Source organism: Streptomyces sp. P5F9, assembly GCF_057961495.1.
The window spans coordinates 1-21913 of record NZ_JBXVPZ010000131.1 but is presented as its reverse complement, the minus strand read 5'-3'; the positions used below and the strand labels follow the sequence as shown (position 1 = coordinate 21913).

At 71.0% G+C, this 21913-nt stretch carries 17 protein-coding genes; 5 read left to right on the top strand and 12 right to left on the bottom strand.

Features of this window, described 5'->3' with window-relative positions; translation table 11 throughout:
- The first annotated feature begins 279 nt into the window (after positions 1–279).
- The gene (locus tag AC31A1_RS21810; RefSeq protein WP_489654919.1) at positions 280–1758 is read left to right on the top strand and encodes a glycoside hydrolase family 3 N-terminal domain-containing protein; all 1479 of its coding nucleotides are present in this window, start codon (positions 280–282) and stop codon (positions 1756–1758) included.
- A 3-nt stretch (positions 1759–1761) separates the two neighbouring features.
- Here AC31A1_RS21810 and AC31A1_RS21805 read toward each other — a convergent pair whose 3' ends face one another.
- Positions 1762–2967 carry a glycoside hydrolase 5 family protein gene (locus AC31A1_RS21805; RefSeq protein ID WP_489654920.1) on the bottom strand — a complete coding sequence of 402 codons (1206 nt, stop codon included), beginning with the start codon at positions 2965–2967 and terminating at the stop codon, positions 1762–1764.
- Between the two features lie 103 nt (positions 2968–3070).
- Here AC31A1_RS21805 and AC31A1_RS21800 point away from each other — a divergent pair, with 103 nt between their 5' ends.
- Entirely contained in the window at positions 3071–4081 is a 1011-nt protein-coding gene (locus tag AC31A1_RS21800) for an N-acetylglucosamine kinase (RefSeq protein ID WP_489654918.1), read from the top strand.
- A complete protein-coding gene (locus AC31A1_RS21795) occupies positions 4078–6366 on the top strand; it encodes a glycoside hydrolase family 3 N-terminal domain-containing protein (RefSeq protein WP_489654917.1) in 2289 nt (762 codons plus the stop codon). The genes AC31A1_RS21800 and AC31A1_RS21795 overlap by 4 nt, the downstream gene beginning before the upstream one ends.
- Here AC31A1_RS21795 and AC31A1_RS21790 read toward each other — a convergent pair.
- From AC31A1_RS21790 to AC31A1_RS21765, 6 genes are all read right to left on the bottom strand, one after another.
- Positions 6356–7240, bottom strand: a complete 885-nt coding sequence (locus AC31A1_RS21790; protein WP_489654916.1) for a carbohydrate ABC transporter permease — start codon at positions 7238–7240, stop codon at positions 6356–6358. The two genes, AC31A1_RS21795 and AC31A1_RS21790, sit on opposite strands and share 11 nt — an antisense overlap.
- Positions 7237–8253 carry a carbohydrate ABC transporter permease gene (locus AC31A1_RS21785; RefSeq protein ID WP_489654915.1) on the bottom strand — a complete coding sequence of 339 codons (1017 nt, stop codon included), beginning with the start codon at positions 8251–8253 and terminating at the stop codon, positions 7237–7239. The genes AC31A1_RS21790 and AC31A1_RS21785 overlap by 4 nt, the downstream gene beginning before the upstream one ends.
- Positions 8253–9623, bottom strand: coding sequence for an extracellular solute-binding protein (locus tag AC31A1_RS21780; RefSeq protein ID WP_489654914.1), 1371 nt, complete (start codon positions 9621–9623; stop codon positions 8253–8255). The genes AC31A1_RS21785 and AC31A1_RS21780 overlap by 1 nt, the downstream gene beginning before the upstream one ends.
- Positions 9624–9752: 129 nt before the next feature.
- Complete coding sequence (locus tag AC31A1_RS21775) at positions 9753–10466, bottom strand: peptidyl-prolyl cis-trans isomerase (RefSeq protein WP_489654913.1); 714 nt, start codon at positions 10464–10466, stop codon at positions 9753–9755.
- Positions 10463–14701: a glycoside hydrolase family 38 N-terminal domain-containing protein gene (locus tag AC31A1_RS21770; protein WP_489654912.1), complete on the bottom strand. Its 4239-nt coding sequence runs from the start codon at positions 14699–14701 to the stop codon at positions 10463–10465. The genes AC31A1_RS21775 and AC31A1_RS21770 overlap by 4 nt, the downstream gene beginning before the upstream one ends.
- Positions 14702–14834: 133 nt before the next feature.
- Positions 14835–15719, bottom strand: a complete 885-nt coding sequence (locus AC31A1_RS21765) for a MurR/RpiR family transcriptional regulator (RefSeq protein WP_363095381.1) — start codon at positions 15717–15719, stop codon at positions 14835–14837.
- Between the two features lie 118 nt (positions 15720–15837).
- Here AC31A1_RS21765 and AC31A1_RS21760 point away from each other — a divergent pair, with 118 nt between their 5' ends.
- Entirely contained in the window at positions 15838–16602 is a 765-nt protein-coding gene (locus AC31A1_RS21760; RefSeq protein WP_489654911.1) for a sugar isomerase domain-containing protein, read from the top strand.
- Positions 16603–16817: 215 nt separating this feature from the next.
- Entirely contained in the window at positions 16818–17282 is a 465-nt protein-coding gene (locus tag AC31A1_RS21755; protein ID WP_489654910.1) for a P-loop nucleotide/nucleoside kinase family protein, read from the top strand.
- Positions 17283–17298: 16 nt separating this feature from the next.
- Here the strand turns inward: AC31A1_RS21755 and AC31A1_RS21750 are convergent, their stop codons facing one another.
- The 5 genes from AC31A1_RS21750 to AC31A1_RS21730 form a co-directional block, all read right to left on the bottom strand.
- A complete protein-coding gene (locus AC31A1_RS21750) occupies positions 17299–18381 on the bottom strand; it encodes a class I SAM-dependent methyltransferase (RefSeq protein ID WP_489654909.1) in 1083 nt (360 codons plus the stop codon).
- Entirely contained in the window at positions 18378–19577 is a 1200-nt protein-coding gene (locus AC31A1_RS21745) for a glycosyltransferase (protein WP_489654908.1), read from the bottom strand. Before AC31A1_RS21745 ends, AC31A1_RS21750 begins: the two co-directional genes overlap by 4 nt.
- Entirely contained in the window at positions 19574–20395 is an 822-nt protein-coding gene (locus AC31A1_RS21740) for an alpha/beta fold hydrolase (protein ID WP_489654907.1), read from the bottom strand. Before AC31A1_RS21740 ends, AC31A1_RS21745 begins: the two co-directional genes overlap by 4 nt.
- Before the next feature lie 3 nt (positions 20396–20398).
- Positions 20399–20701, bottom strand: coding sequence for an acyl carrier protein (locus AC31A1_RS21735; protein ID WP_327400548.1), 303 nt, complete (start codon positions 20699–20701; stop codon positions 20399–20401).
- On the bottom strand, positions 20698–21913 hold a 1216-nt coding region (locus tag AC31A1_RS21730), incomplete at its 5' end, for a 4'-phosphopantetheinyl transferase superfamily protein (RefSeq protein WP_489654906.1). The genes AC31A1_RS21735 and AC31A1_RS21730, both read right to left, overlap by 4 nt.

The window sequence follows — 21913 nt, the reverse complement described above, 5'->3', positions numbered from 1 at the left end:
GCGGCCCGGGGATCTCTTCGAGCGGAAGCAGGGACACGTGGCGAAACGTTCCCGTCCGGTATGACGTCGTGGTGTCCGTAAGCGGAAGGGGCGCGGGCGGCTGGGCGACGCGGACGGCGTGAATGGCTTGAAGGGCCCGGGTGAACGCACCGGGCGCATCATCGGCATCATCCGTGACACCGCCCACTCCACCACCCACGCCACCACCCCAGTCATTGCCTGAATCAACAATCCATCGGTTTGTTGACTTTAGGTTGAGCGAGCCATTTGAATTCCAGTATGACCCACGCCGAGCGTACGTCCGCCGCCGTCACCGCCCTGCCCGCCGACCTCGACGAGGCGGCCCACCGCTGTCTGGTCGCCGGGTTCGACGGCGCGACGACCGTGCCGGACGCGCTCAAGCGGCTGATCGACCGCGGCCTCGGCGGGGTCATCCTGTTCACCCGCAATGTCCGCGACGCCGAGCAGGTGCGCCGGCTCACCGACCAACTCCGCTCCATCCGCCCCGACTTGCTCGTGGCCATCGACAACGAGGGCGGCGGAATCGGCCACTTGGTGAGCGCGGGCGCCCCGGACGTTCCCGGCTCCTATGCCCTCGGAGTCGTCGACGACCCGGCCCTGACAGCCCGTTGCGCCGACGCGCTCGCAGGTCACCTCGCCACACTGGGCATCACCGCCTCGTACGCACCCGTCGCCGACCTTCAGCACCAACCGCGCAACCCGATCGTGCGCACCCGCTCCTTCGGTGCCGATCCCGTCCTGGCCGCCCGCCATCTGCGCGCCTGGATCACCGCCACCGACGTACGCGGCATCGCTTCCTGTGCCAAGCATTTCCCGGGCCACGGCGGCACAATCACCGACAGCCATCACGGTGTCGCCACAGACCCCCGCCCGTACGACGAACTCCTCGTCGACCTCGCGCCGTTCCGCGCCGCCATCGACGCCGGCGTGCCGATGCTGATGAGCGCTCACGTCGTCTTCCCGGCCCTGGACGCCAACCGCCCCGCCACCCTCAGCCGCCGCATCCTCGGCGATCTGCTCCGCCTCGAACTCGGCTTCGACGGCGTCCTCGTCAGCGACGCCCTGGAGATGAAGGCGATAGCCGACGCGTACGGCGAGGCCGCCGGGGCCCGGATCGCCCTCGCCGCCGGAGCGGACCAAGTCATCGTCGCCGTACCGGACTTGGACGTCACCCTGGCCTGCCGGGACGCCGTGCTCGACGCACTGCACTCGCGCGTGCTGCCCGAGGAGCGGGTGTGGGAGGCGGCCGGGCGGGTCCGGCGGCTCGCCGAGCGGTACGCGACCCCGCGCCGGACCGTCCCCGCCTGGGACGCGGACGCCGGCCTGGAGACGGCCCGCCGCGCCGTACGCACCCGGACCCTGCCCCCGCCGGTGCGTGGCGCCCACGTCGTCGACCTGTTCCCGGCCCCGCACCCCGCCCTGAACTGGGGCGGCGAGGACCTCCTCACCGAACTCCGCGCGATCGATCCCACGGCCACGGGTACGGTGCTCAACACGGAACCGGCCGACCTCGACGCCCTCGTCGACGGGATCGTCCGGGCGGGCGCACCGCTGGTCGTCGCCACCTCCGACGCCGGCCTGCACCCCTGGCAGGCCCGGCTGCGCGACACGCTCGCGGCCCGGCGGCCCGACGCCGTACTGGTCGACACCGGACTTTCGGAGGGCGGCGCTCTCTGCTCCTACGGGCGGGGGCGGGTCAACCTGCGGGCGGTCGCGGAGGTACTCGCGGGCGCCTGACCGTCACGTCGGCCGTACGACTTCCCTGATGCCCCGTGCCGCCAAGTACCGTTCGTCCTCCGCCCGTTCGGCGAGCACCACCGCAGGGCGGACGCCCTCCGTGCGCAACCGCATCCACGCCTCGAAGTACGCCCCGCCCGGTCCCGACACCGAGCGGCTGCCCGGGGTGCAGTCCAACACCAGTGCTGTGTCCCGCAGTTGGACGGTGTGCGGCTCCGCGATCGCTTCGGCGAAGGCCTCGGCGATCGGCTTGGCGCGGCCCGAGGAGTCGAACAGGCCCAGCGTGTATTCGAGTTCGGGGTAGTCGGCGAGCGAGCGGTCCACGTCGTGCGAGCACCACCAGGTCACGCCCCACAGCCCCGCACACTCGGCCGCGTTGCGCACGGTCGCGCGCGCGAACTCCGGGGCGTCGGCCGCCGGGATGTGCGGTTCGGGCGCGCCGGTCTCCTGGACCCAGACCGGGCGGGCCGGGTCGGTGGCGTACGCCTTGGCCAACTCCGTTCCGTACTCGGCGAGATGGAGCACCTGCGGGGAGCGCGGCCCGTAACGGCGGGCGCAGTCGCCGGAGAACACCCACGGGTGGACGGTGGTCAGATCGCCCTTGCGGGCCGAGGCCTCCGGGGTGAACGGGTGGTCGTCGCCGTACCAGGCGGCGTCGTACGCGGAGTGCGTGACGAGGCGGCCCGGCGGCAGATGCTCGCGGGCGGCGGCGATCAGTGTGTCGAGATAGTGGTCCACTTCGTCGGCCGTCACCGGGTTGTGCTCCACCAAGTTGTTGAGCTCGTTGCCGAGTTGGAGCCCGATCAGGTTCGGCCGGTCGGCGAGGGCGCGGCCCAGCGTGCGCATCAGCTCCGCCTGGGCGGTGATGGTCTCCGGGTCGGTGAAGACGTTGCGGTGGTGCCAGCCGCGGGTCCACTCCGGGTAGAAGTCGAAGCTCGACAGATGGCCCTGGACACCGTCCACGAGGACGTCGAGCCCGGCCTCGCCCGCCAGGTCGACGAGGTGCGCCAGCTGGTCCACGGCGGTCTGGCGGATCAGCGTGCGGTTGGGCTGGAGCAGCGGCCAGAGATGGAAGATCCGGACGTGGTCCAGGCCGAGCCCGGCTATCTGGGCCAGATCCTCGCGGGCGTGCGCCGGGTCGAAGTCGTGCCAGGAGTGGAACCAACCGCGGCGCGGCGTGTAGTTGACGCCGAAGCGGAGCGTAGGAATGGGATCCTCCCCAGGTCCGGTCTTGCCCTGTCTGTTGTCTTTGGCTCTTGTTCCGCGCGAAGGCTCTTGTTCTGCGCGAATGTATCAACCACCATAGTCAGTGATGAGCAATGATTTGAACCAAGAATTCGCCGGTGACCTCGTCGTCGGCCTCGACGCCGGCGGCACCCGTACCCGCGTCGTCCTCGCCGCCGCCGAGGACGGCCGCCCTCTCGGCGAGGGCGCGGCCGGACCCGGCAACGCCCTGACTGTCCCGGTCCCGCGCCTCACCGACCACCTGGTCGAGGCGATCGGACAGGCCGTCCCGGAGCGGGCACGCGCCCGTGTGGTCGCCGTGTCCGGCGGCTTCGCGGGCGCCACGGCCGCCTCCGCCGAGGAGCCGGGACACGTCAACGCCCGCACCGCCCTCACCGCCGCGCTACGGCGCCTCGGCATCCCCACCGACCGGATCCGCGTCTGCAGCGACATCGAGGCGGCCTTCGCCTCCGCCCCCGGCACCCCCGCCGACGGCCTCGCCCTGGTCGCCGGCACCGGCGCGGTCGCCCTGCGCATCACCGACCGCCGCACCACGACCAGCGTGGACGGCGACGGCTGGCTCCTCGGTGACGACGGCAGCGGCTTCTGGATCGGCCGGAGCGCGGTACGGGCGGCCCTGCGCATGGCGGACGGACGCGGCCCTACGACCGCGCTGGCCGGGTCCGTCGGACGGGCGCTCGGGGTGCCGGTCGAGGAACTGCCCGGCGACGGCGACTGGTCCCGCGCCCACCGCGAGGCCTACCGCATGCACGTACTCCCCGCCGTGATGGCCGAACTCCCCATCCGCCTCGCCCGGTTCGCCCCGCTGGTGGTCGAGGCGGCGGGGGAGAAGGACGCCGTGGCGGAAGGCATCCTCGACGAGGCGGCAGACCAACTGACCGACACGGTAAGGGCGTTGGAACCGGGCCCGGGTGAACGGATCGTCGCCACCGGCGGCCTGCTCGGCCCCGAGGGCCCGCTGACGATCCCCCTCACCGCCCGCCTCCACACCCTCGGCCTCACCCTCGACTGGGTACCGGACGGTTGCCGGGGCGCGGTCGCCCTGGCCCGACTCGCGTACGACGGTGACACCCGATGACCGACACCACCACCCCCGCCTACCGCGACCCCAACGCCCCGGTGGACACCCGGGTTCGTGACCTCCTCGCCCGGATGACCTTGCGCGAGAAGTTCGGCCAGCTCAACCAGCGGATGTACGGCTGGAATGCCTACCGCCGCACTCCCGACAGTCCCGATGGGTTCGAACTCACCGACGCCCTCCGCGCCGAGACCGACCGCTTCGCCGGACTCGGCGCGCTCTACGGCCTGTTCCGCGCCGACGCCTGGTCCGGCGTCGACCACACCAACGGCCCCGGCGCCCAGGACAGCGCCGCCCTCGCCGAGTCGGTGCAACGCCATGTCATCGCGAGCAGCCGGCTGGGCATCCCCGCCCTGTTCGTCGAGGAGGTGCCGCACGGCCACATGGCCCTGGACGGCACGGTCCTCCCGGTCAACCTGGCCGTCGGCGCCACCTGGGACCCCGACCTGTACGAGCGGGCCGCCGCCCACGCCGCCGCCGAACTCCGCGCCCGTGGCGGCCACATGGCCCTCGTCTCCGCCCTGGACATCGCCCGCGACCCGCGCTGGGGCCGCACGGAGGAGTGCTTCGGCGAGGACCCGCACCTCGCGGCCCGCCTCACCGAGGCGCTCGTGAGGGGCATGCAGGGCGACATGACAGCGGGGTCCGCTCCCGGTCAAGTCCCCGTCACAGGCGCCCGCTTCGCTCCCGACAAAGCCCCCGTCGTCCTCAAGCACTTCGCCGGACAGGGCGCCACGGTCGGCGGCCGCAACTCCGCCGAGTCCGAACTCGGTCTCCGTGAACTCCACGAGATCCACCTTCCCGCGGCCCGCGCCGGAGTCCGCGCAGGTGCCGCCGCCCTCATGTCGGCGTACAACGAGGTCGACGGCCTGCCCTGCTCCGGCAACCGCGCCCTGTTGACTCAACTCCTGCGCGAGGACTGGGGTTTCGAGGGCCTGGTCATGGCCGACGGCCTCGCCGTGGACCGCCTGGCCCGTATCACCGGCGACAAGGTCTCGGCAGGCGCCCTCGCGCTCAACGCCGGTGTCGACCTGAGCCTGTGGGACGAGGGCTTCACGCATCTGGAGGAGGCGGTCGAGCGGGGGCTGGTGAGCGAAGTGACCCTCGACGCGGCCGTGGCGCGCGTGCTCAGCCTCAAGTTCCGCCTTGGCCTCTTCGAACAGCCCTACAGCACAACCGAGTTGCCGTCTCCGCAGCGAGGCCGGGAGCTGAGCACCGCCCTCGCCCGAGCCGCCGTCACCCTCCTCCACAACGACGGCGGAGTCCTGCCCATCCCGGCGACCGCCTCCCGTATCGCGGTCATCGGGCCCCAATCGGCCACCACCGCCCACCAGTTGGGCGACTACACCGCCCCCCAACGCCCCGGCACTGGGACCAGCGTCCTCGACGGCCTACGCCAACTCGCCCTGCCCGGGACCGACATCCGCCACGCCCCCGGCTGCGCCCTCACCGGCGACGACCTCTCCGGCATTCCCGAGGCGGTCGCCGCGGCAGCCGCCTCCGACCTGGCCGTGCTGGTGCTGGGCGGCAGCAGCGCCCGTACGCCCGACACGGACTTCGACGCCAACGGGGCCGCACGGAACGCCGTTTCAGAGATGACGTGCGGCGAGGGCGTCGACCTCGCGGGCCTGAGCCTCGGCCGAGCCCAACTCGCCCTCCTGGACGCGGTCACGGCCACCGGCACACCCACCGCGGTCGTCCTGATCCAGGGCCGCCCGCACGCCGTCCCCGAGCATGCCGGCGCCCTGCTCACCGCCTGGTACCCCGGCCCGTGGGGCGGCGAGGCGATCGCCGAGGTGCTGCTCGGCCGCGTCGAACCGACCGGCCGTCTGCCCGTCTCCGTGCCCCGCTCGGTGGCCCAACTCCCCGTCTACTACAACCACAAGGACACCGAGTACGGCGGATACGTGGACGCCGACGCGGAGCCGCTCTACTCCTTCGGGCACGGGCTGTCGTACACGAGCTTCGAGTACGGTCCGCCGCGCGTCGTGGGGAGGGTGATCGAGGTGGACGTCACCAACACCGGGAAGCGGCGGGGGCGTTCGGTCGTCCAGGTGTACATCCGGCGGCTGATCACCCCGGTGTGGCCGCGCACGCTCGAACTGCATGCCTTCCAGGGCGTCGAGTTGGCCCCGGGGGAGCGCCGTAGGGTCGAAATCCCCTTCGGCACCGACCAGTTGGAGCAGGTCGGTGCCGTGGAGGTTCGGGTCGCTCAGTCCGCTCGGGCCGCGCTTGCCGCCGAGCCCGTCGTCGTACGGCTCAAAGCATTCCGGCTCAGAGTTTGACGGCTCCCGCCGAAACGCCCTTGTAGAACCAGCGTTGGGTGATGACGAACAGCACGAGCACCGGGATCACGGAGATCACCGAACCGGCCATCACCACCCGCTGGTCGTAGCCGAACGACGAACTCTGCAACCGCGAGAGGCCCAGCGTCAGGGTCATGTGGTCCTCGGAGCGGAGGACGATCAGGGGCCAGAGGAAGTCGTCCCAGGCGCTGATGAAGGTGTTGATGGTGACGACCATGATCGCGCCCCACGCGGACGGGAGGTAGAGGTAGCGGAAGCGCTGCCACTCGCTAGCGCCGTCCAGCATCCCCGAGTCCTCGATCTCGCGCGGTACCGCGAGGAACGCGCCGCGCATCAAAAGGACGTTGATCGCGCCGACGAAGCCGGGCAGCCACACGCCCACCACGTTGTCGACCAGGCCGAGGTCGCGGATGCTCAGGAAGAGCGACACCATGATCGACTCGAAGGGGAACATCATGGAGGCGACGAGCAGGATCCACACCGCCCTGCGGCCCTTCCAGGCGGGCTTGGAGAGCATGTAGCCGGCGGTGGTCGAGAACAGCAACTGGCTGCCGACCGACAGGAGTACGACGATCAGGCTGTTCCTGATGTACGTCACCACCGGGACCTGGCTGAAGACCTCGCGGTAGGCGTGCAGGGTCGGGTGGTGGGGCAGCAGGGTGGCGTTCGCGCCGAAGACGTCCTCGCCGGTGCCCTTGAGGGAGGCCAGGAGCTGCCAGATCAGTGGGCCGACGGTGAGGCCCAGGACGAGGAGCAACAGGAGGTAGCGGACGAGGAGTTCGCGGGGGCGCCCGTAGTCACGCCAACGGGGCGTCAGGCGGCGGGACTTGGGCCGCACTGCGGTCGTCGTCATGACTCGTCCTCCTTCGTGAGGCGCTGCGCCAGCAGGGTCAGGCCCAGGGTCAGGACGAACAGCGCCACGCTCACCGCCGAGCCGTAGCCCGCGTTTCCGGTGATGGGGTCCAGGCCGACGTCCCGGATGTAGAAGGGCAGCGTGCGGTCGGCGCCGCCGGGGCCGCCGGTGGAGCTGCCGAGCATGTAGATCTCGGTGAACACGCGCAGCGAACCGATGCCGGTGAGGGTGCCGACCAGCATCATCGCCTGCCGTACGCCGGGCACGGTGATGTGCCAGAAGCGGCGGGCGGCACCGGCGCCGTCCATGGAGGCGGCCTCGTGCAGTTCCTTGGGCACGTTCCCCAGCGCGGCCAGGTAGAAGACCATGTACCAGCCGAGGCCCTTCCACAGGGTGAGACCCATCGCGGACAGCAGGATCAGCCACGAGTCGGAGAGGAAGGGGATCGCCGACCGGATCAAGTGGGCTTTCTCCAGCCAGGTGTTGACCAGTCCGTCGTCCGCGAGCAGCCACTGCCAGCTCAGGCCGACGACCACGCTGGAGGCCAGCACCGGCGTGTAGAAGGCCGAGCGGAAGAAGCCGATGCCGGGCAGGTTCTTCTCCACCAGGACGGCCAGCAGGAGCGGCAGCAGCACCATCAGGGGGACGACGATCACCGCGTAGAGGACGCTGTTGCGGGTCGCCAGCCAGAAGTCCGAATCACCGAGCATCCGGCTGTAGTTGGAGAGCCCGACGAAGCCCGCGGCGCCGCCGAGCGGCTTGGCGTTCGTGAACGACAGCAGCAGCGTGTTGAGGAACGGGAACACCCCGAACACCGCCGCGCAGACGACCGCGGGCGCGGTCCACAGCCAGGGGAGCCACCAACGGCGGTACAGGGCCGCTCCGTTGGCGCCGGGGGCGGGGCCGGGGAGGACGGCCCGGGCGAACTTACGTATGCGGGACGTGCCCGGTGCGGAGGCGACGGCCTCCGCACCGGGCACGGACACCGGCTTCGCGGTCTGCGTCGCCACCATCAACCAGCCTGCTTCAGCAGCTCGTTGGCCTTCGCCTGGGCGTCCTTGACGGCCTGTGCCGGGCTCTTCTTGCCCTGCATCGCCAGCTGTACCTGACCCACGATGGCGTTCTGCACGGCCGTGGAGATGTTGGTCTGGTAGGCGGTGGCCGTCTTCAGCTGCTCGGCGACGAGCTTGCGGGCCTGGGAGAACGGGTCGTCACCGCTGGTCTTCTGGAAGAACGGGTCGTCCAGCGAGGCCGAGGTCGTCGGGAAGATCACGACGTTCGGGTCCTTGCACCAGGCCGTCTGGTTCTCGGCGTTGGTGAGGAACTCCGCGAACGCCAGTGCCGTGGTGGCGTTCTTGCTGGTCGCCGCAGTCGCTATGTACTGCGGAGCGGCGGTGGTGTGGCCGAGCGCGTCGAACGGCTGCTGACCGACGGCGGTCTTGGCGTAGATCGACGGGCTGTTCTGCTTCACGAAGCGCACGAAGCTCGGGTTCGTCGAACCGTAGGCGACCTTGCCCTGGCTGTAGAGCGTGGAGGGGTCGTTGTTGGAGGACAGGGAGTCCTTCGGCATCGCGCCCTCCTTGTACAGCTTCGCCATCCACGCGACCCACTGCGCGGTCCTCGGATCATCGGCGAAAACCGCCGACTTGCCGTCTGCGGACAGCGTCTTGATGTTCATCTGGTCCCAGTCGGCAGGGATGCGCCAGACCGGGTTGGCCATCGTCGCGAAGTACTTGCCGTCGGCCTTCTTGGCGATCTTCTCGTAGTCGGCGAACAGGCCGAACATGGTCGTCGGCGGCTTCGCCGGGTCGATGCCGGCCTTCTTCAGCAGGTCGGTGTTGTACGTCAGGAGGACGCCGCCGGTGTACCACGGCAGCACGCTGTGCACTGTGGCGCCCGAGGAGTCCTTCATGGTGCTGGACTTCCAGAACGCCGGGACGAACGGCTTGGCGGCGTCGGGGTCCTTGACGCCCAGGTTGAGCAGGTAGCCGGCCTTCGTGAGGGCGGTCGCGGTGGGGGAGTCGACGTTGAGCACGTCCGGCAGGGTGCAGGCCTGGGCGTCGGCGACGGTGCGCTGGCCGAAGGTCGCGTCCCCCGGATCGTCGATCCACTTCACCGACGTACCGGGGTGCGCCTTCTCGAAGGACTTGATCACCCCGTTGAAGAACGTCCCGAAGTCCTTCTTCAGATTGGTGGTCTGGAAGGTGATGCTGCCCTTCACCTCGCCGGTGAGCTTCCCGGACCCCACATTGCCCTTGTCGACCTTGCAGCCGCCCGCCGTGGAGTCGCTGTCGCCCGAGCTGCCGGACAGCCCGCAGCCGGCGGCCGTCAGGGTCAGGACGATGATCCCCACCATCGATCCGGTCAGTCTTCCTGTGCGCATCGCTGCCCTCCTGAGCATCAGCCAACAGCTGGTTCAATTAACCAACTTCGACTCCGATTGATGAAAAGGTGGACCAGAATTCATCGGAGGTCAATGGGTTCCCGTGTTGCTTTTAGGTTCCGGGAGTGATCAGTGCCGGTGCTCGTGGTCCGGGTGCGCCGGATCGCCGGGGTGCTCATGACCCACGGCGTACACGATCCCGGCCCTGGCCTGGTCCAACCAGCCGAAGAAGGCCCGCCGCCCCGCGGCCCGCCGCAACTCCCGCGCGACACCCGCGCGGGCCTGCCCGTACGACAGGAAGTCCTCCGGTGTCGCCCCGCCGAACGGGTCGACACCGCGCCGCAGCGCCTCCGCGGTGAGGAAGCGGTCCCGGTTCCGGTCGTAGTAGTCCCGTACGTCCGTCTCCGCGACCTCCTGCTCGCCCTCCAGCTCGGCCAGCAGCAGCCGGGCGGCCGGGGAGTGCGCGAGGGCCGCCGCGACGATACTGCCCAGATCCGCCACGTCCGTCTCGGCGACGGCGAGCACCCGGTCCGGCGACACCTCTGCGGGAGGCTTCAACCCCCGCTCCGCACAAGCCCGTTGGGCCAGCTCGTCGATGACCACCACCTGCGTCGCCCACCGCCGGCGCTGCCGCTCGGCCCGCGCGAGGCGCTCCGCTGGGTGGCCCGCAGCATGATGTCGGTCGTCTGCGGCGCCGTCGTGGCTGGTCGCGCCCCGCGGCGGAGCCGCTGATGAATACAGCCCCGCGCCCCTTTGGGGCGCTGCCCAACCGCCGTGGAGCAGTGCGTCCACCCTCCCCTTGGCGACCATCTCGCCCCGCACCACGGCCGCGTGCTCCGTCACGGCGTCACCTCCAGCGCGACGGCCTCCGTGTAGGCGACACACCCGTGCCAGGCGACCTTCGCGAGCAGCCAGTACGACCCCGGCGGCACCGCCGAGCCGTCCACCTCGATGAAGCACTCCTGCTCCGCGCCCCCGGCCACCGTGAACCCCTGGCAGCCGGGTTCGACACCGGCCCAGGTACCCCACGAGGAGACGGCCCAGAGGGTGCCGCTGATGGGCCCCCGGGTGGTGTTGCGGACGGTCACCGGAACCTGGACCCGCTCGCCCGCTCGTACGGTGACCCGCTCAACTCCCAGACGGGACACGAGCGTTGGCCCGTGCTGTCCGTCCGCCACATCCAGGGCCACGGTGTCCTCGTACGTCTGACCGCCGTACGACAGCCGAGCGGCGAGCCAGTGCCGGCCGGGCTCCGGTTCCGGCGGCGGGGTCACGGTCACCTCGGCCAGCGTGAAACCGCCGGGGCCCAACGCATACGGCAGTTCGGCGGGTTCGGCGGTCCAGCCGGGCGGGACCTCGACTCTCACCGTGCCCGACACCGGTGCGTCGGTGAGTTCCGAGCCGACCCGGACGGTCGCGGTGACGGGGCCGGAGACGGTGAGGGTGCCGGGGGAGAGGTACACGGACACCGGCATGTTCCCCCGGGGCGCGGGGCCGGAGTTGTGGAGCCAGTAGCGGGTGTGGACGGGCTGCGCGGGCTCATCTGCCGCTACTTCGGGACCAGTTGAGGTCTCGACGTCGGCAGTCGCCAACACCGTCGCGACTTCGAAGCCGGTCAGCTCGACGGCGAGCCCGCCGTCCCGCTCCGGCGTCAACTCCTCACCGGGCGCCTCCAGTACGTCAGCCCGCGCACCCTCGGCCCAGTCGCGCGGCCCGCGTATCCGCGCCCGCACCGGCCGACCGTTCACCTCGTGCATCCGTACGACGACACCGCGCCCCGGGTCTACCGGTACCGCGCTGCCCCGAGCCAGCGGGGAGCCGAGCGGCTTGAGGGCGTCGAGCACGACCTCGCCCGCCGGTTCCAGTGCGAGCAGGGCCGACTTCCTCGGCAGGACGCCCTGTTGGGCAGAGGCGGAGGCTGAGGTCCGCAGGCGAGCTGTGAGCGGGTGGTTGAACTCATGTCCGGCCTGAGGCAAGCGCGCCTCCCGCCAGTCACCCGCGCCCGCGACCACCGCGTACTCGAACTCATGGGTCCAGCGCTGGAGTTGGAAGGCGGAACCGTCCGGTGCCGTGCGGCGGGGCGGGTCGACCCAGATGCCGGAGGGCCAGCCGGTGCAGGAGCGCATGAGGGACATGTAGAGGTCGCCGGAGGAGGTGACGACACAGCCGGGCGTGCCCCGGTTGAGCACGGCGAAGCTCCGGCCGTCCCACGCGTCGCCCGGCGGCAACGCCTCGCAGCCGCCCGCCGCCGTGGCCGTGAGCACCGCGTCGTCGAGGTCGGCGATCAGCGCGTCGACCGCCTTGGCGTCGTCCTCGGGGCGGGCGCCCGCGACCACGAGCAGCGGCAGCCGTTCGAGGTCGCGGAGGTCGGCCCCTGGCACCCACTCCTCGCGCAGCCCGGCACGCGGCGCGACCCACACCGTCGCCATGCCCCGTTCGGCCAACTGTCGACGCACCTCGCGCCCTGCTGCCGGGTCCCAGCCGAGGGCCTCCGCGACCACGGAGTTGCGCTCGGGAGCGCCCACGGCGATCCGGAAGTCGGGGAGATTGGAGTCGACTTCGAGGTCGCCATAGCGCGGGCCGCCGGCGATCGTCGAGGTCGCGGTGACCCCGGCGCGGACCAGGGCAGCCGCGAGCGGCGTACCGAGTTCACCTGCGTCGTCCCAGTCGGCGTAGACGAGTTCGGCGACACCGATCGACCGGTGACCGAGCAGACGCCCCGACTCGTCACGCACCGCGACCCGTGCGGTGGACCCCAGCCCGAACCACGTGTTCGCCGGGTTGTCGAGCGTCCACGGGAACTGCTCGCTGTCGACCTCGACGAATCCGAACCCGCGCCCGATCACCGCGTCCGCCACCTCGTGCACGGGCAGGCCACCGGTCACGTCGGACGGCCAGCGCACCCGGATCAGCCGGTCGGCGCCGTCGTACCCGTCGATGGCCGTCGTCACATCGAGGCGCGGGACTCCCGCCCACAGCGTCAACCGCTGGGTGTACCGGAACAGTCCGAGGTCGGCGGTGACGGTGATCTGCGATCCGGCGGGGGAGTGCTGGACATCGATGTCGGCGAGGACATCCCGGCTGCGTGCGGCCGTGGTCCCGGTCGGCGTGAGATGCCACGGCCCCTCGCCGAACCGCGGGTGCCGGGCGTACTCCTCCTGTACGACGAGTTCGTTGCCGATGTCACCGGCGCGCAGCAACTCCCGGCCGTCCTCGGCCAGTTCGCGCAGGCTGCTGACGCCACCGCCGCGCGCGGGGTCGACCGTCACCTCGTAGAACTCGTTGCGGATGGTGAGGCCTTCGCCGGGCGTCCACTCGGGTACCGAACCCTCGGCGAGCGGGAGGGCCTTGAGGCCCATGCCAGGTACCTCCGGTACGACGACACGGAGTTGGTCGCCCTCGCGTACGGCGGGCAGGGGAAGCCCGGTGTCGTCGAGAGGCACGAGTCCCGGGTCCCCGACGGTCAGCACATCCCGGCGCTCCCAGGTCGCCGCGTTGAACACGACCAAGTCGTCGGTCGCGCCCGGCAGTTGGGCCACCTTCGCGGCCAGGGCATCCGTCGCGTCGGCGTGCACCGTCTCGGCCAGGTCGTACAGCTCGCGCCAGCCGGTCATCAGGTCGATGTACACCTGGTCCGACTCGGAGCCGGTGATGGCGTCGTGGTGGGCGCCGTAGATGAGCTGCCGCCAGGCCTTGTCCAACGCGGCGTCCGGGTAAGGGTGTTGGGCGACGAGCGAGGCCAGCGTCGCCCAGGCCTCGGCGTCGGCGAGGAGGGTTTCGCCGTACCGCTGGGCCTGCTTGGTGTCGATGTAGGAGACGTCCTTGCCGGTGTAGACCGGGTTCATGTCCCGGGTCTGCGGGGACGCCTTGCGGCCCTCCTCGTCCAACTGGGCGCGGACGGCGGCGAAGAAGTCGCGGGGGATCGCGCTGACGAAGCGCGGCCAGACGTAACGGGCGTTCCAGTCACGGTGGATGTCCATCACCCAACGGCACGGGGGCGCGTAGTCACCGCCGACCGGGAGCAGGACGTTGCGGGTGAGCGCGACCTTCTTCAGCCCTCGGAAGAGCTTCAGCGCCGCCGCTTCGGCCTCGGGGAGCGTGGGCGCGTTGTCGATCGCCCAGCCGGCGCCGTAGTGGTTGACCATGTAGGCCGTGAGGAGTCCGCGCCCGGAGGGGGCTATCCAGCTGAACTCGGCCGGGAACTGCATGCGTTGGGGGTCGCGCGGCTCCTCGCCGAACACGGACAGGGTCGGGCCCCACTGGTGGAACGGACCGCGCGCCCACGAACTGGAGGTGACGCCCGCGTCCGCCATGAGTCCGGGGAACTGCGGGTCGTGCCCGAACGCGTCCAACTGCCAGGCGGTTTCAGGGGACGCGCCCAGGATGCCGCGCTGGAAGCCGTCCCCGTACAGGGCGTTGCGTACGGTCGCCTCGGCGCCGGTGAGGTTGGTGTTGGGCTCGTTGTAGGTGCCGCCCATGATCTCGACCCGGCCGGTGCGGATCAACTCCCGCAGAAAGGCCCGCTCTTCGGGGAAGGCGTCCCAGTACGGCTTGAGGTAGTCGACCTCGGCCAGGACGAAGGTGTACGCGGGGTCGCGGCGGGCCAGGTCGCAGTGGGCGCGGACGAGGGTCATGCCGGACTGGCCGCGGGAGTCGAAGGTGCGGGCCGGGAGGCCGGTGGAGGCGGGGTTGTCGGCGACGTCCCAGGTCTCGGTGTAGGCCCCCTGGGTGTTCCACCAGACGGGGTCGTAGTGGAAGTGGCTGACCATGAACATGGTCCAGCCCGATTCGGCGGCCGTGAACTCTGCCGTGAGCGTGGCCAGTTGGTTGCCGTCGGCCGCCGTCACCTCGATCGCGCACCGCTCGCCGGGCGCGAGGTCCGTGGTCACCGGTATCTCGACGTGCGCGGTGCCGTCCTCGCCCACGACGGTCTCCGCGGTGCCGTGCAGGCCGGGGCCCTCGACCGTGAGGCGGACCGGCCGGCCGGGGACATGGGCGAGTTCGGCGGCCACCACCTGGAGTGGATGCTCGGCGGTGCCGACGAACAGCTCGGTCGACAGGGCAGCGGTGACGCGCATGGGTCTCCTACCAGAGGCTCGGCGGAGCGCCCATCCTGACACCGCGAAGATGATTCAAACAACCATCTCCGCGTAACTTCGGTGGTTCATCCATGCAGACTCGGCCGAGATCACGGCCGGGTCCCGGCTGGGATCACCGACCCCGGCGGGACTTCACCGTGTGCTCCCCGGCGATGTGGTCCGTGAGGGCCAGCGAGGCGCTCGCGCGCTGGTAGGAGAGCTGCGCGATACGGACGTAGAGGCAGTCGATGAGGACCAGGACGGAGTGGCGGGCGCCGATGATGCCGGTGGGGAAACTCGTCGCCGAGGATGAGGAGATGAGCCGGATGTCGGCGGCGCGGGCGAGCGGGGAGCGCGGGTCGGAGGTGAGGGCGATGGTGGTGGCGCCGCGCTCCTTGGCGAGTTCGAAGGGCTCGATGGTCTCGCGGGTCGAGCCGGAGTGGGAGATGCCGATGGCTACGTCCGCCGGGGTGAGCAGCGCGGCGGAGGTGGCGGCGGCGTGCACCTCGGTCCAGCCGCGCACCGCGCAGCCGATGCGGAACAGCCGGGTCTCGGTCTCCTGGGCGATGGCCCCGCTGCCGCCGGTGCCGTAGACGTCGATGCGCCGGGCGCGGGCGGCGGCCGTGGCCGCGCGCTCCACCGCGTCGAGGTCGATCCGGTCGATGGTCTGCTGCACCGCGCGGAGGTCCGCGCTGCCCACGACCTGCACGACCCGTTCGAGATCGTCGTCCGGGGAGATGTCCGGGCCGATCTCGGCCGTACCCCAGTCGGAGACCTCGCCGCGGCCGCGCTCCTGGGCCAGCTCGATCAGCAGATGCTGGTACGAGTCGAGGCCGACCGCCCGGCAGAACCGGGTCACCGTCGCCTGCGACGTGCCGGTGCGGCGGCCCAGCTCGGCGGCCGAGCAGTGGGTGACGGCGGCCGGATCCTCCAGGATCAGCTCGCCGACCTTCCTCAGTGAGCCGGCCAGCCGGGGCAGCTCGGTGCGGATGAGGGTGGTGACGTCTGTCGGGGGCATGTGGAGAAGGTATCAGCCACCCCAGAGGCCATCGATTGAATACCAGGACCGCATGTGATTTATTGATTCATTGATCTAGAAAGAACAGGTGGTTTGATCCACCGGTGGGGAGAATCACGTGTCCGCCGAGTCCGTAAGCGCCGAGACCTTCGCGCGCGAGAGCCTGGCCGTCCTCCAGCACATCACCGAGTCCAGCCGCGACACCGTGTCCCGCGCCGCCGAACTGATCGCGGACTGCGTCCGCACGGACGGCGTCATCCAGGCCTTCGGCACCGGCCACTCGCAGGCCATGGTCCTCGAACTCGCGGGCCGCGCCGGGGGGTTGGTGCCCACCAACCGCCTCAGCATCGCCGACCTCGTCCTCTACGGCGGCGACCCGCCCAGCGTCCTCGACGACCCGCTGCTGGAGCGCCGGACCGGGGTCGCCGAACGCCTCTACGACCTCGCCGCGCCCCGCCCCGAGGACCTCTTCGTCATCATCTCCAACTCCGGTGTGAACAAGGTGATCGTGGAGATGGCCCTGCGCGTGAAGGAGCGCGGCCACCGGCTTCTGGCCATCACCTCGCTCGCCCACACCCGCGCCGTCCCGGCCGGTCACCCGAGCGGCAAGAAGCTCGCCGACCTCGCCGACGTCGTCCTCGACAACGAGGCCCCGCGCGGCGACGCCCTCCTCGAACTCCCCACGGGCGGCGCCGTTTGCGCCCTGTCCACGCTCACCGGCGCGATGCTCGTCCAGCTGTCGGTCGCGGAAGCGGCGGCCCGACTGCTCGCCTCGGGGGAGCGCCCGCCGGTGTACGTCTCGGCCAATGTGCCCGGCGGCTTCGAGGGCAACCTGGCGTTGGAGAAGCGGTACGAGGGGCGAATTCGCCGTACCGCGAGCTGAGTTGACGTAGAGGTGGAGTGGGACGAGCGGCCGGAGCCCCCGGAACCGGGCCGCGGCCGCTCGTCGTCGTCACGTCCCCCGTCAGGACGTCTCCCGTCAACGCGCGGGAGTCAGACGGGAATTGCTGGAATCACCGAGTGATGCTAGACGCGGTGAATGCATCATTCAATGGGGGGCAGCCGGTACTCGGCCACCGGAGGGCGGGTACTCAGCCCGTGCGGAGCACCGCCGGGCCCTCCTCCGCGATGCGGTCGACCACGAACGAGCGGGACCTCAACCCGTACTACCAGTCCGTGGTGATGGACCTCGAATACGCGACCGTCCTCGACCTGGCCGCCGACAACCTGCGGGTGGGCCGCCCGGTCGTCCTGGACGCGCCGTTCGGCCGCTACTTCCAACAGCCTGACTACCTCGCCGAAGTGACATACCATCACGAAAGGCCGTCCGACGTCGAGTTGGTCGTCGTCCAGGTGCAGGTCGACAAGGACACCGCCCGCGAACGCGTCCGCGCCCGGGGCTGCGGCCGCGACCTGTCCAAGCTCGCCGACTGGGACACGTTCTGGAAGACGGCCGAGGCGAACGAGTGCCAATGGGCGGACGGGCGGCGGCTGGTCTTCGACAACCGGGTCGACGGCGTCACGGCGGACGCGGTCGCACGTGCGCTGGAGAGTCTGTCCTGACCGTCCGCGTCATGGCTCAGTCCCGCCGCGCTACCAGCCGATAGGCGTTCGACACCCCCAGCCGATGCGACAGCCGCCTCACCACGAACCGGTCCAGGAGCGTGCCCAGGATCAGCGCCGGAATCCCCGCGATCAGCACCGCCGCACGACCCGTACGGGCCAGTCCTGTCGGTGGCTTCGGCAGCCACGGCAGGTTGTCGCGGGGCGCGGCCGTGTCCAGCGCCAGCCAGGTCCCGGCGAGGAGGTCGACCGGGTCGTGCGGCTCCGCGTGCTGTTCCGCCACGACCGTGAAGCCCAGGTCGGTGAGGCGGCGGCGCAGGTTCTCGACCGGGATGAAGTGCAGGTGCTGCGGCTGGAGCCACGGCAGCCACCAGCGGCCCAGGAGGCGGGAGTAGCGGCTGTCGGGGTCCGGGACCTCGATCAGGAGGTGGCCGCCGGGGCGCACGGCCTGGTGCGCGGCGGCCAGTTCACGCTCGGGCTCGGTGCTGTGCTCCAGGTAGTGGAACATGCTGACGACGTCGTAGTGGCCCGAGAGGCCCGGGGCCAGTTCGGGGAAGCTGCCCCGGTAGCCGCGCTCCACCCGCCCCGCCCTCTCGGCGAGTTCGGCGCCGTCCGTGAAGTCGAGGCCGTCGAAGGTCGTGTCGGGATACACCGTGCGGGCCGACTCGCAGAAGTGACCGTGTCCTGTACCGACGTCCAGCCAGTTCTTGGGAGTTGGCGAGTGCGGGAGCAGTGACTGTGCGCGCTGCTCGTACATCTTCGTACGGGCCGCGAACGTGTTGCCCAACTGCTTCTCGCCCAGACCGTCGTAGAAGTCCCGGTAGTAGAACTCCAGCCCGGCCGGGCTCAGTCGGGGATTCTGGAACGTGTGCCGGCAGTCCTCGCACTGGTCCAGGACGAAGGTGCCCGGCTTGTGCTGGATCAGGTCCTTCGTGCGCAGCCGGGTCCGGAGCCGGGACGAGTCGCACCAGGGGCAGGTCTCGCGCCGGGGTTCGAAGAAGCGGTCCAGGCCCTCGGCCAAGTCGGCCCGGTAGGTGGGCCGTAGGGCTGCCACCTGGTCGTTGCGGCTCGGGGGCTTGGGGTCGTCCTCGTTGCTCACGGGGTCTCCTTGAGGGGCGCGCCGGTGGCCAGCCGCTCCAGATGGGTCGCCGCCGCGCGGGTGCCTCCGGCCGCGCGGAACGCCGTACGGATGCGGCCGGCCGCGGCACGGTGGTCGGGTTCGTGGAGTACGGCGTCGATCGCCGCGCCCAGCTTGGGGGCGGTGACCCGGCCGAAGCGGACGCGGATGCCCGCACCCGCGCCGGTGACCTGCCCGGCGATCACCGGCTGGTCGTCGCGGATGGGCGCCACGACGAGGGGGACGCCGTGCCACAGCGCCTCGCACACCGTGTTGTGCCCGGCATGCGAGACGACCGCGTCCGCCCTCTCCAGCAGCGGGAGTTGGGGGATCGACGGCAGGATCAGCAGGTCCTTGTCCTGCTCGTCGGACGTGCCCAGCGCGTTGCCGGGGTCCGCGATCACCGCCTGCACGCGGTCCGTTCGTGCCCGCAGCGCCGTCACACACTCGGCGAGGAAACGGGCGCCCACATCGGTGTTGGCGGTGCCGAGGCTGACCAGGACCAGGGACCGGGCCGGGTCCAGCCAGTCCCAGGGGAAGTCCGGCGCCGCCGGGCGGGGCGCGATCGACGGGCCGACCCAGCGGATCTGCTCGCCCTGCCGCGCCTCGGGGCCGACGAGTTCCGGAGTGCTGAACGCGAGCACGAGATGCGGGGAGAAACGGGGGTCGGCGGTGCCCGTCGGGTCGCCGATCCCGGCGCGGAGTCCGGCCAGCAACTCGTCCAGCCAGAGGGCGACTTTGGGCATGCCGGCCAGTACGTCCGTGAACTCGGCCGAGGTGGTCGCCGAGGTCGCCCACGGTACGCCGAGACGTTCCGCCACCAGGCCGCCGGCCAGGGCCTGTTGGTCGGCTACGACCGCGTCGGGCGCGAACTCCTCGACGGCGGCCGCGATTCCGGGCGCCATCTGCTCGGCGAGCGGCGCGAGGAAGGCCTCCCACAGGAACTTCAGCGCTTCGGGGCCACGGATGTCGGGCGGGCGTACGCCCTCGCCCTCACCCGGGACCGGCCCGGCGCAGGGGAACACGCGCGCCGACTCTCCCGCGAGCCGCCGTACGAGAGCGGGGTCGGCGCAGGCCCACGCCAACTCGTGTCCCCGTGCCGCCAGTTCGGCCGCCACACCCGCCGCCGGGTTGATGTGGCCGACCAGCGGCGGGACGACGAACAGGAACCGGCTCACCGCGCCGCCACCTCGGCCGCCTCGGTCGCGCTCGCCTCCTGGATCAGGGAGAGGATGTGCCCGCCGACCGTGCCCGCCGCCTCGACCAGTACCGAGTGCTCGTGGCCGGGGACGACGACGGTCCGGCAGTCGGGGAGCGCGGACTCCAGCCAGGGTGCGAGCAGGGCGAGGTCCGAGTCGCCGCCGTAGACGCCGAGCACCGGGCAGTGGACCGCGCGGATCTGATCCTCCGTCAACACCCGGCTGGCCGGGATGTCCTGGGAGAGGGAGGTCTCCCGGGCCAGGCGGGCGGCGCCCTTCGCGAGGCGGGCGGTGTTGTGGCCGCGGTTCGCGCTGATCCAGGCGATCGCGTCGTCCTCGTTGTGCGCCAGCTCGTGCAGCACACGGTCCAGGATGCCGCCGAGTTTCGGTGCCCAGGCCGAGGTCGCCGGTTCCGACTCGATGAGGGAGACGCTGGCGGCCCGCTCCGGGTGGCGGGCCGCGTAGCCGAACGCCACTGTCCCGCCATAGGAGTTGCCGACCAGATGGACCGGGCCGGTCACCTCCAGGCGGTCGAGCAGCGCCTCCAGGTCGTCGATGTTGTCGTCGAGCGTGTAGCCGGTGGCCGGGCGCCCGCTGCGGCCGTGCCCGCGCAGGTCGTACATGACGACGTCGATGCCGGCCAGCGCGAACGGCGGCGCGATGGTGAAGTAGTAGCTGGCCAGGCTGTCGGTGAGCAGACCGTGCACGAGCACCGCCGTGGCGGTGACCGGGCGGCCGTCGGGCGGGCTCATTCTCTGTACGTGCAACCGGAGTTGACCGGTGTCGACCATCACCATGGCTCAGCCCGCCTCGGCTGCCTTGAGGCTCTGCACGACGTACTCCACGAGCCGGCCGACGGTGAGTTCGATGATCTCGTCGAACTCCATCCCGGCCAGGAACTCGGCGAAGTTGACCTTCGTCCCGTAGTGCTCCTGGAGCAGACCGGCCAGGGTCACCAGGTCGATGCTCTCCAGCTCCAGGTCGCGGTTGAAGGTCGTCGTCATGGTGATCTCGACGTCGTCGACGCCGTACTCGTCCTCCAGCAGCGTGGTGAGCATGCCGGTGAGGTCGGCGAGGACGGTGTCCTCGGTGGTGGGGGTCATCGGTCGTACTCCTCTTCGTGCGCGGGTCCCGTCGTCCAGGCCACGACGTAGGTCCTGTCCGGCAGACTGGGGGGATTGCCGGCCGGCTCGTAGTGCACGGTGTAGGCGCGTTCCAGGCGCCCCGACACCAACAGCCGTGATCCGGAGACCACTTGGAAGACGGCGAAGTCGCGCGGCCGTCCCCGGAAGCCGGTGCCCTCCGCCTTGGCGACCGCCTCCTTCGCCGCCCAGAAGCGGGCGAACCACAGCTCCTCGGATTCGCCGGTCGCAATCAACTGGGCACGCAGGAGCGCCAGTTCCTCCTCGCCGAGAGCGGTGGTGAGGGTGGTGGCGGGGCGTTCCACGACCTCCTCGATGTCGATCCCGGGGCCCGGACCAGGGGCATGCGGCCGTACGATCGCGACCGCCGCCTCGGCGCGGTGGGCCAGCGAGACGTCCAGCGGGGGCAGGGTCCTGCCGTGCAGGCCGGTGACGTACGGGCGGCCCGACTCGTCGTTGTGGACCCGGATCTCCGCCGGAAAGACGGGCCCCTCGCCATGGCTCCACAGCCACTGCCGTACCGCGTCCTTCACCGCGATCCGGCCCAGCAGCCACTGCCGGCGCCCGCGCGGCGGATGCTCGGCGTACTGCGAACGCTCCGCGCTGCTCAGGGAGTTGCGCATGATCAGGTCGCGGGAGGCGAGGTCGGGCCAGCGCTCGTTGAGCAGGGTCCGGCCGCCGGGTCGGGCCTCGGAGAGGGTGTTGCGCTCCGGGAAACGCTCGACGGGCTTGGTCTGCGGGTCGTTGTCGAAGCGCCGGTCCTGCCAGCCGGTCAGCTCCGCCCACACCTCGCCGTCGACCGTGAGCTGTACGTCCGCTTCGAGCGCGGTGTCGGTCAGCGAGGTGATCCGCACCAGGCACTCCACCTCCGTGCCGGGGCGCGGATGGGGGCCGTAGAAACGCATCTCGCGCATGCCGACCGGGAAGACGACGGTGCGTTCGGTGCGGGTCGCCATGATCCAGTAGCCGAGGATCTGGCCGACGTTGTCGAGCAGGGCGCCCGGGGCGGGGGGTGTGGTGATCACGCCGCGTACGTGGCGGTCGCCGATCGCGGTGAGTTCGGTGACTCCCTGGAACGCCGGGCCGTGGAACATCCAGCGCTCGTCGTAGAGATGGGCCGCGGTGTGGTCGGGGACGCGTTCGGTGGCCGGGTCCGGGCGGGGATGCGGTGGG